Raw genomic sequence first — 9242 nt, 5'->3', positions numbered from 1 at the left:
GCGGCGGTGGCGGCCGTGCTCGTCGCCGGGCTCGGCGCGGGCGGGGTCGCGCTGTACCTCGCCCAGGACGACGCCCGGCCGACCGGCACCCCGACGTTCGCGGCGGCCGACGCCACCGCGACCGCGCGGCCCACGACTGCGGCACCGAGCACCCCGCCGACCGCGCCGCCCACGACCCGCGCAGTGATCCCGCCCGACCCCGTCGTCGCGGTCGCGGCAGGCGTCGACCACCCGGCGACGGTCGAGGCGCGCACCGTGCTGCGCGAGTACGTCACCGGGATCAACGAGAGCCGCTACGCCGACGCGTTCGCCTACTTCAGCCCGGACTCCGACTCCTACCAGGGCGGGCTGGACGCCTGGGCGTACGACCACTCCACCACGATCATCGACTCTCCCGAGATCGTCGGCGTGCGGAACACCGGCCCGGACTCGCTCGAGGTGGACCTGCGGTTCACCAGCTTCCAGGCCGAGGAGTTCGGCCCCGACGGCCAGACGTGCACGGAGTGGGAGCTGGCCTACGACATGGTCGGCCCCGGTCCGGACTGGCTGATCCGCAAGGCGCGTCCGCTGGTGCCGCCGCAGCCCTGCTGACGACGGGAACGCCCCGATCGGTGACCGCGTCGCGCGCCGCCGACGATCACCAGCCGAGTAATGATCACGCAGTGCTCGGTCCGACCCGTCCCGTTCGCCGGGACTTCACGCAGCGGTCCGTCGCGCGGTCCTCCGTCTCCACCATCACCCATCAGGGTGAGTGCGCTCCGAGTGACCCCCGGAAGAAGAAGGACCCAGATGACGCGTGATGACGCTGCCTCCGGCATCGGCCGCCGCACCTTCCTGCGCGGTACCGGCGCCGCCATCGCCCTCAGTGCCCTCATGACGGGCACCGCCGCCGCGCAGGGCCGCCCCGCCCCGGCCGGCGGCGGCTACGGGCCGCTGGTGCCGGCCCCCGGCGGCGAGCTGCTGCTGCCGGAGGGCTTCACCTACGTCGCGTTCGGCCGCACCGGCGAGCCGATGAGCGACGGAACGCCGACGCCCGGCTCGCACGACGGCATGGCCGCGTTCGCCGCGGGCCCGAACCTCGTGCGGCTGGTGCGCAACCACGAGCGCGGCGCCGCGCCCGCCTTCGCCTCGCCGAGCTACGACCCGCAGGCCGGCGGCGGCACGACGACGATCGCGTTCGACACCGCGGCGATGGCGCCGGTCAGCACGCTGCCCAGCCTCGCCGGGACGATCCGCAACTGCGCGGGTGGCCCCACCCCGAAGGGCTCCTGGCTCAGCTGCGAGGAGACGTTCACCGGCCTCGACGTGCCGGTGCCGCACGGCTACGTGTTCGAGGTGCCCGCCACCGCCGACGCCCCGGTCCAGCCGGTGCCGCTCAAGGCGATGGGCCGGTTCGTGCACGAGGCCGTGGCCGTGGACCCGGCCACCGGGATCGTCTACGAGACCGAGGACGCCGGGCTGTCGGGCCTCTACCGCTTCGTCCCGAACAACCGCGACGACCTCGCCGCGGGCGGCACCCTCGAGATGCTCGCGATCAAGGACCGGCCGCAGTACGACACGCGCACCGGCCAGCGGGTCGGTCCGAACCTGCCGGTCACCTGGGTGCCGATCGCCGACCCCGACCCCGACTCGAGCGACTCGTCGGCCGTCTACAACCAGGGCCACGCGCTCGGCGGGGCCACCTTCGCCCGGCTCGAGGGCGCCTGGTGGGGCGACGGCGCGGCCTACATCGTCTCCACCAGTGGCGGTGACCTCGGCGCGGGTCAGGTGTGGGAGTACCGGCCGCGCGGCAACTCGGGTGGTCAGCTGCGGCTGGTCTACGAGTCCACGGACCGCGACGTGCTGGAGAGCCCGGACAACATCACCGTCTCCCCGCGCACCAACGGCCTCGTGCTGTGCGAGGACGGCGGCGGCAAGGACTTCGTCCGCGGCGTCTCGACCGACGGCGAGGTCTTCCCGTTCTGCGAGGTCAACGGCGGCAACTCCAGCGAGTGGGCGGGCGCGACCTTCAGCCCGGACGGCAAGGTCCTGTTCGTCAACCTGCAGACGCCCGGCGTGAGCTACGCGATCACCGGACCCTGGGAGCGCGGCGCGCTCTGATCCCCCACCCGCGCCCGTCCCGGTGGTCGCCGGGACGGGCGCGGTGCGTCCGGCGCGCTAGTCCGCTCGCCGGGCGACGGGCACTTGTCCCGGGGCCTCCGCGGCTGCCTCCCACCGACCGACCGCCGGGGCCCTCCGCCGAACCGTCGGCCGATCACTCCGGCGCGTCCCGCGCACCGCAGCCGCCCCGTCCCGTTGACTTCTCGGCAGGGCCGCGCGGCCGACGCGCGGCAGGAGAACGGAAGGGCCGTGCCGTGTCGTACGTCAGCGCGTACACCCTCATGATCGGCGACGCGGGCGAGGCGCCCGTCATCAGCGTCCACGGACGCGCGGAGGACGCCTGGCGGGCGCTCGACCGCGAGCTGCGCGCCCGCACCCGGACGCCGCGACTGTGGTGGCGGCCGGTCGACCCGGACGAGGTCGGCAGGCGCGCCGACGCCTGGCGCGACGGCGACCGCGAGCACCGGTTCTGGCAGATCCGCGCGCACCAGTTGTCCGTCACGGTGCCGGTGACCGTGCGTCCCCGCACCGGGGCTCCGCTGTAGGGGCGATCACCGCGAGATCGCGGTCCGCCGTCAGCTCGTCACGGCGCCGTCGGCGAGCCCGGCCACCGGCCCCACGACCACGACGGCCGGCGGGTTGATGCCGTGCTCGCGCACCGCGTCGGCCACGGTGGCCAGGGTGGCGCGCAGCGAACGTTGGATCCGCATCGTGCCGTCCTGCACCACGGCGACCGGGGTGTCGGCGGGGCGGCCGCCCGCCATGAGGGCGTCGGCGAACGCGCCGATCCGCTCCACCGCCATGAGCAGCACGACCGTGCCGCGCAGCCGCGCGAGCGCGGGCCAGTCGACGAGGCTGCGCGGGTCGTCGGGGCCGACGTGCCCCGACACCACGACGATCTCGTGGGCCACCCCGCGGTGGCTCACGGGGACGTCCGCGACGGCCGGGGCGGCGAAGGCGCTGGTCACGCCGGGCACGACGGTGACGGGCACGCCCGCTTCCGCGCACGCAAGCGCCTCCTCGAAGCCGCGCCCGAACACGTACGGGTCGCCGCCCTTGAGCCGCACCACGAACTTCCCGGCTCGCGCGTGCTCGATCAGCAGCTCGTTGATCCGGGCCTGGTTCATCGCCCGGCCGTAGGGGATCTTGGACGCGTCGATCACCTCGACGTGGTGGCCCAGGGAGTCCAGCAGGTCGCGCGGCCCGAGCCGGTCGGTGACGACGACGTCGGCGCGGGCCAGCAGCCGCCGGCCCCGCACGGTGATCAGCTCGGGGTCGCCGGGGCCGCCCCCGACGAGCGCGACGCCGGGGTGCACGGGCTCGGCGGAGTCGTCCACGATCCCGGCGTGCAGGGCCTCGACGAGCGCGGTGCGCACCGCGGCCGAACGGCGCGGGTTGCGCCCGGCCAGCACGCCGACGGTGAGCCCGTCGTGCCGCCCGACCGCCGGGGTGACCGCGCTCCCGGCCGGGGCGTCGTCCGCACGCACGCAGAACACCCGCCGGGCCTGGGCCTCCGCACCGACCGCAGCGTTCACGGCCGCGTCGTCGGTGCATGCGATCGCGTACCAGGCGCCGTCGAGGTCGCCGTCGCGGTAGCCGCGCGCGGTCCAGCGCAGCTCGCGCGCGGTCGCCATGCCCTCGACGGCCGGCGTGACCTCCGGGGCCACGACCTCGACGTCGGCGCCCGCCGCGAGCAGCCCGGTGATCCGCCGCTGGGCGACGGAACCGCCGCCCACGACGACGACGCGGCGCCCGGAGAGATCCAGCCCGACGAGATAGGGGTCACTCATGATCATTCTCCTACGACCGCGTGTCCATGGGCGTGGCCGTGCCCGTGGCCGTGCGCCGGGTCGTCCGGGTGGTGGTGCGGGGTCTGCGGAGCGCCCAGCTTGTCCTCGAACCCGGGCAGCAGCACCCGGTAGGCGCAGGTGTCGCAGTTCATGCGGATGTCGCCGGCGAGCGCCTCGCGGTAGCGCTCGACGACGAGCCCGGCCAGCTCGTCGGTGTCGCCGAGGTGCCCGGCCACCCGGACGTCCAGGTCGGGGTGCTCGGCGGCGAACGCGCGGGCCTGGTCGCCGACGCGGCGCGGCAGCACCCCGTCGAACAGGAAGTACGGGGCGACGACGACCCGGCGCGCGCCGAGCGCACGGCAGCGGGCGAGCCCCGTGGCGACGTCGGGGCGGGCGAGCGAGACGAACGCGGGCTCGACGAACTTGTACCCGCGGCCCTCCTGCAACAGCCGCGCCACCTTGCACACCTCGGCGTTGGCGTCCGGGTCGGTGGAACCGCGCCCGACCAGCAGCACCGCCGTGCCGTCCTCGGAGGCGCGGCCGAGGGCGGCCGCGACGCGCTGCGCGAGCAGGTCTTGCAGCACCGGGTGCGGGCCGAGGGGGCGGCCGAACACGTAGCTCGTCGCGGGGTCGCGCACCACCTCGCGCTGCAGCGCGGCGGGGATGTCGCCCTTGGCGTGCCCGGCGGCGACCAGCACCATCGGCACGGCAGCCATCCGCGTGTGCCCGCGGTCGGCGAGCGCGGTCCACGCCTCGTGGACGGTGGGCTGGGACAGCTCGATGAAACCCCCGTCGACGTCGATGCCGTCGCCGCCGAGGAGGCGGCGCAGCCGCGCGGTGAACGCGACGAACTCCGCGACGCCCGCGGCGTCGACCGTGCCGTGGCCGGCCAGCAGCAGTGGCGCCTTCACGCGGACTCCTCGCTGTAGAGCAGGGCGTTGACGGCGGCCGCGGCCGCGGCGGCGCCCCCACGCTCGGACCGGTTGGACACGGTGCCTCCGACCCACCCGCCCCGCCCGGCCGCCCGCAGCGCCGCCTTCGCCGCGACGGAGCCGACGAACCCGACGGGCAGCCCCACGACCAGCGGGGTGCGGACCAGCCCGGCCTCGGCGCAGCGCAGCAGCTCGGCCAGCGCGGTGGGTGCGTTCCCGATCGCCCAGACCGCGCCGTCCGGGAACTGTTCGACGGCGGCGCGGATGCCCGCCGCCGAGCGGGTCCGCCCGGACTCGGGCGCGCCGGCCAGGTCCAGCGCGACGGTCGATGGGCGTGCGGTGATCCCGACCGCGACCATCCGCACGTCGGTGACCAGCGGCGCCCCGGCGAGCAGCGCGTCCCGGCCGGCGCGCAGCGCCGCCTCGTCGCAGACCAGGTCGCCCGCCCAGCTCGGGTCGGCGCTGGTGTGCACGACGCGCTCGACGACGGCCCGCGTGAGCGACGGGAGGTCGGTGGTGTCGAGGCGGGTACGCAGGATCGCGTACGACTCCACTTCGATGGGATGCACGCTGCTGCGCACGCTGGTGTTCTCCTCCCCGGGTGTCCTCGCCCGGACGGGGTCGGTGGGTCATCGGCCGCGCGAGGTCTGGCTCCCCCGAGGACCGGGGTCACAGTGGCGGGACCGCCCCGGAGTCGCACCGGGTTCCCGCGCAGCCGGGGAAGCTTAACCCGCGATCGGGACGGGTCCGGGTGTCCGTGCGCGAGGTCGCACCTGCCGTCACCGGGCGGGAGACCAGGCGGCGAGCTGCTTCGCGATCTCCTCGACGTCGTCGAGGGAGCCCGCCGCCACGGCGAACACGAAGTCGACCACCTCGTCCTGGCCTGCCACGACCCGGTGCCCGTTGATGCCGAGGAACACAGCAGTAGCCGCCCAGGCCAACCGCTTGTTGCCGTCGACCAGCGGGCGGTTACGGGCGAGCGAATGCAGGAGCGCAGCCGCCTTGGTGTGCAGCGTGGGGTAGGCGTCCGCGCCGAACACCGTGGTCTGCGGCCGTACCAGCGCCGACTCCACGAGCCCGGCGTCACGCACTATGACTTCGGCACTGACCGCCGCACGAGCGACCTTCAACAGGTCGTCGAGAGCGAGGTAGCGAATCACGACTCACCGAGGCGACGCAGCGCCTCCGCATACGTGGTGACGACGTACTGCAGCTCGTCGTCGACCAGCCGCGCGTTGCCGCGCCGGGCGACGTACTCCCGAACGGCCGCCCGGGCGACCTCCTGCATGGAACGCGCCTCACGCTCAGCTTCTGCCCGCAGCGCCTCGGTCTCCTCGTCGGTGAGCCGCAATGTCATCGCCATGCTCACGATGATACCGCCTTGATACCACCAGCTTGTCGTTTCCTCACCCGCTCAACGCCCCGGCTACCCGCGCCGCGACCGTGGCGGCGAGCTCGCCGTCGTCCCCGCGACGCAGCAGGAACAGCCAGGTGAAGATCGGTCCCAGCAGGAGCGCGTGGACCACGTCCGGGTCAGGGCGCTCCCGGAGCCGGCCCCGCCGCACGGCGCGGTCCACCACCTCGACGACGCACGCGCGCTCGGCGGCCACGAACGTCTCGTGGAACCGGGCGGCGAGCGCCGGATCGCCCGCGACGTCACCGAAGAGGCCCGGGACGGCGGCGAAGGCGGCCGGGTCGGTGAGGCTCGAGACGATGTCACCGGCCAACGCCGCCAGGTCACCCTCGAAGGACCCGGTGTCGGGCGGCGAGGTGGGCACCAGCCCGTGGACGGCGGCCGCGAACACCATCTCCTGCTTCGTCGCGTGCCGCCGGTAGATCGCCGCCTTGCCGACGCCGGCCCGAGCGGCGACGGCGTCGACCGTCAGCGCCGCGTACCCGACCTCGACCAGCACCTCCCGGGTCGCGGCGACGATCGCGTCGTCGACCCGGATGTCCCTGCGTCGTCCCAGCGGTTGTCCCACGAGCGCCAGTGTGTCACATTTGCGGAACCCCAAGTTCCGGAACTTCTGGTTCCGAGAAAAAGGAGAGAGCGCGATGCGATCGGTGACGTGGGCCGGGCGGCTCCTGGTGGCGCTGGGCGCCCTGCACCTGGTGGTGACGGCGGCCATCAGCGCCCCGCACCTGGGCACGTGGGTACGCGGCGGACTGTGGCTGCCCGTGGGCGGGCTAGGCGAACCCGCCGTGGGGGCCTTCTGGCTCTCGGTCGGCAGCTTCGGGGTACCCCTGGTGCTCCTCGGCGGCATGGTGACGTGGGCGGCCCGTCTCGGGCACACCCCGCCCGCCTTCGTCGGCTGGGGCATCGCCGCGTGGATCGCCGTCTGCGCGCTGATCCTCGAGCCGTCACCGTTCGCACTGGGGCTGATCCCCGCCGCGATGCTGGTCCGCGCCGGGCGGAGACGCGGAACCGTCCCCGCGACGATCAGCCCGGCGCCGTCCACCGGTACCCGCGCGGGGTGACCATCCGCCCCGCGACCATCCGCGTCGCCGAGGACCCGACCACCACCGTGGTGAACATGTCCACCTCGGCCGGGTCGAACTCCGCGAGCGGCGCGGTCCAGACCCGCTGCCCCGGACGGCCGGCCTGCCGCACCGCACCCACCGGGGTCGACGGCGGCCGGTGAGCGCGGAAGGCGTCCAGCGCGGCGCCGAGCTGCCAATGCCGGTCACGGCTGCGCGGGTTGTAGAAGCAGGTGACGAGGTCGGCCGCGGCGGCCGCCGCGACCCGCTGCTCGATCACGGGCCACGGAGTGTGGAGGTCCGACAGCGAGATCAGCACGTGGTCGTGCCCCAGCGGCGCCCCGAGCAGCGACGCGGCGGCCAGCGCGGCCGTCACGCCGGGCACGCCGACCACCTCGATGTCCGCGCCGGCCTGCTGCAGCGCCGGGCTCGCCATCGCGTAGATCCCGGCGTCGCCCGAGCCGATGAGTGCCACGGCCCGGCCCTTCGCGGCGAGCGCGACGGCGTCGGCGGCGCGCTGCTCCTCGTCGCCGAGGCCGCTGGCGTGCACCTCGGTGCCCGGGCGCAGCAGGTGCCGGATCTGGTCGACGTACTGGTCCAGCCCCACGACCACCGACGCCCGCCGCAGCTCCGCCTCGGCCCGTGGCACCCGCAGGTCGGCGGCGCCCGGTCCGAGCCCGACGATCGCGAGCCGCCCGCGCGGGCGGACCCGGGCCGCAGCGACCGTGACGTTGTCGCCCTTGATCTTCTCGACGGCCAGCTCCACGGGCGCACCGTCGGCAAGCTCGGCGGCGGCGTGCAGGGCGGCCGCCTCGGCGACGCTGGGGGTGCCGACCTCGGCCCGCACCACTTCGCTCGGGTTCGGCACCTCGACGGCGGCGAGGACCTCCGCCGGGTAGGTGCGCAGCTCCGCGGGCGCGATCGCGGCGAGGATGCCTGCCTCGTCGGCCTTGAGGTCGACGCTCGCGTAGGCGCGGACGGCGCGCGGATCGAGCCCGTGCTCGGTGCGCAGCCGGTCGAGCGTGGCGGCGACGGCCTCGGCGGACACGCCCCGCGCGCTCCCGATCCCGACGACGAGGGTGCGCGGCACGACCCGGGTGACACGGTCGCCGGCGGCCGGGGCGACCCGATCGGTGACGACGATCCGGTGCGCCGCCCCACCCGCCGACGGAGTGGGCGGCGGGAGCGGGGGGAGCGGGTGCCCCAGGGGGTTCTCCACCTCCGCCGTGCCGTTCAGCAGCGCCGTGCCGGCCGCGGCGGCGTCGCCGTCCACCGTCGCGTCCAGGAGGCGCGCCAGCTCGTCCACGCCGGTGGTGCCGGTGGCGTCCGACGCGGTGGTGATCACCGGCTGGGCGCCGAGCACCGCCGCGGCCCGGGCGGCGAGCGCGTTGGCCCCGCCCTCGTGCCCGCCGGCGAGCGCGACGGCGAACCGGCGGGCCTCGTCCACGCAGACGACGCCCGGGTCGGTGTGCTTGTCGGCCAGCAGCGGGGCGATCAGCCGCACGGTGGCGCCGGTGGCGAGGAAGAATACGGCGCCGTCGAGCCGCGACCACAGGGCGGGCAGCTCGTCGAGGCCGCGCAGCTGCGCCCCGAGCGGGCCCGCGACCTCGCCGGCGGCGCGCCGCCCGGCGTCGGTGACGGCGAACAGAGCGATCATCGCGAGACCTGCTTGCAGGGTCGACCCATCGGTACCTCTCCCCAGACGAGGGTGATCGGGTTGGTGGCGGCGAGCCGCACAGCGCCGTCGGGCAGCTCGGCGAGCCGGGACGCGGCGAGCTGCACGCCGTCGACTGCGTATCCGGCGGCCCGCAGCGCGGCGCGCGTGGGCGCGACCCGGTCGAGCGCGGCCAGCGCGACGACGACCCGGTCGGGACCCGCGGCGGCCGCCGCGGCCACGACCTCGGGCCCGCCGCCGCCGACGAACACCGCGTCCGGACCCGTC

Annotated in this window: 10 protein-coding genes, 2 pseudogenes and 1 riboswitch; of the genes and pseudogenes, 4 read left to right on the top strand and 8 right to left on the bottom strand. The window is 75.4% G+C overall.

The genetic code is table 11. The features are described 5' to 3' along the window. The 3 genes and pseudogenes from KME75_RS36815 to KME75_RS36805 all read left to right on the top strand — a co-directional run. A pseudogene (locus KME75_RS36815) lies at positions 1 to 591 on the top strand (hypothetical protein); the annotation flags it as partial. A gap of 198 nt (positions 592 to 789) precedes the next feature. Then, entirely contained in the window at positions 790 to 2100 is a 1311-nt protein-coding gene (locus tag KME75_RS36810; protein ID WP_219419566.1) for an alkaline phosphatase PhoX, read from the top strand. A 254-nt stretch (positions 2101 to 2354) separates the two neighbouring features. Then, positions 2355 to 2645 (top strand): hypothetical protein, encoded by a 291-nt coding sequence (locus KME75_RS36805; protein ID WP_219419565.1) that lies wholly within the window; start codon positions 2355 to 2357, stop codon positions 2643 to 2645. 30 nt (positions 2646 to 2675) lie between these two features. On the opposite strand, the gene cobA is transcribed toward KME75_RS36805, so the two are convergent. From cobA to KME75_RS36775, 6 genes are all read right to left on the bottom strand, one after another. Next, the gene (gene cobA, locus KME75_RS36800; RefSeq protein WP_372452750.1) at positions 2676 to 3890 is read right to left on the bottom strand and encodes a uroporphyrinogen-III C-methyltransferase; all 1215 of its coding nucleotides are present in this window, start codon (positions 3888 to 3890) and stop codon (positions 2676 to 2678) included. Positions 3891 to 3892: 2 nt separating this feature from the next. Beyond that, positions 3893 to 4801: a sirohydrochlorin chelatase gene (locus tag KME75_RS36795; RefSeq protein ID WP_219419562.1), complete on the bottom strand. Its 909-nt coding sequence runs from the start codon at positions 4799 to 4801 to the stop codon at positions 3893 to 3895. Next, positions 4798 to 5403: a precorrin-8X methylmutase gene (locus tag KME75_RS36790; RefSeq protein WP_219419560.1), complete on the bottom strand. Its 606-nt coding sequence runs from the start codon at positions 5401 to 5403 to the stop codon at positions 4798 to 4800. Before KME75_RS36790 ends, KME75_RS36795 begins: the two co-directional genes overlap by 4 nt. Before the next feature lie 63 nt (positions 5404 to 5466). Beyond that, a riboswitch (cobalamin riboswitch) is annotated at positions 5467 to 5531 on the bottom strand. A 70-nt stretch (positions 5532 to 5601) separates the two neighbouring features. Further along, positions 5602 to 5982, bottom strand: coding sequence for a type II toxin-antitoxin system death-on-curing family toxin (locus KME75_RS36785; RefSeq protein WP_219419559.1), 381 nt, complete (start codon positions 5980 to 5982; stop codon positions 5602 to 5604). Next, complete coding sequence (locus tag KME75_RS36780) at positions 5979 to 6185, bottom strand: ribbon-helix-helix protein, CopG family (protein ID WP_219419557.1); 207 nt, start codon at positions 6183 to 6185, stop codon at positions 5979 to 5981. The genes KME75_RS36785 and KME75_RS36780 overlap by 4 nt, the downstream gene beginning before the upstream one ends. 43 nt (positions 6186 to 6228) lie before the next feature. Next, entirely contained in the window at positions 6229 to 6804 is a 576-nt protein-coding gene (locus KME75_RS36775) for a TetR/AcrR family transcriptional regulator (protein ID WP_308283415.1), read from the bottom strand. Between the two features lie 73 nt (positions 6805 to 6877). Here KME75_RS36775 and KME75_RS36770 point away from each other — a divergent pair, with 73 nt between their 5' ends. Continuing rightward, positions 6878 to 7300: a DUF6463 family protein gene (locus KME75_RS36770; protein WP_246633563.1), complete on the top strand. Its 423-nt coding sequence runs from the start codon at positions 6878 to 6880 to the stop codon at positions 7298 to 7300. On the opposite strand, the gene cobJ is transcribed toward KME75_RS36770, so the two are convergent. Both cobJ and KME75_RS36760 read right to left on the bottom strand, forming a co-directional pair. Continuing rightward, positions 7263 to 8957 (bottom strand): precorrin-3B C(17)-methyltransferase, encoded by a 1695-nt coding sequence (gene cobJ / locus KME75_RS36765; protein ID WP_219419552.1) that lies wholly within the window; start codon positions 8955 to 8957, stop codon positions 7263 to 7265. The genes KME75_RS36770 and cobJ overlap by 38 nt on opposite strands. Then, a pseudogene (locus KME75_RS36760) lies at positions 8954 to 9242 on the bottom strand (hypothetical protein); the annotation flags it as partial. The gene cobJ and the pseudogene KME75_RS36760, both read right to left, overlap by 4 nt.

The organism is Pseudonocardia nigra, assembly GCF_019396355.1.
GTDB classification, from domain to species: domain Bacteria; phylum Actinomycetota; class Actinomycetes; order Mycobacteriales; family Pseudonocardiaceae; genus Pseudonocardia; species Pseudonocardia nigra.
This window is presented reverse-complemented; position numbering and strand designations above follow the sequence as displayed.

What these genes read in the sequence shown, in the direction of transcription:
- KME75_RS36770 (WP_246633563.1), top strand. Translation starts at nt 6,878, where the DNA reads ATGCGATCGGTGACGTGGGCCGGGCGGCTCCTGGTGGCGCTGGGCGCC.
- cobJ (WP_219419552.1), bottom strand. Translation starts at nt 8,957, where the DNA reads ATGATCGCTCTGTTCGCCGTCACCGACGCCGGGCGGCGCGCCGCCGGC.
- KME75_RS36810 (WP_219419566.1), top strand. Translation starts at nt 790, where the DNA reads ATGACGCGTGATGACGCTGCCTCCGGCATCGGCCGCCGCACCTTCCTG.
- KME75_RS36780 (WP_219419557.1), bottom strand. Translation starts at nt 6,185, where the DNA reads ATGGCGATGACATTGCGGCTCACCGACGAGGAGACCGAGGCGCTGCGG.
- cobA (WP_372452750.1), bottom strand. Translation starts at nt 3,890, where the DNA reads ATGAGTGACCCCTATCTCGTCGGGCTGGATCTCTCCGGGCGCCGCGTC.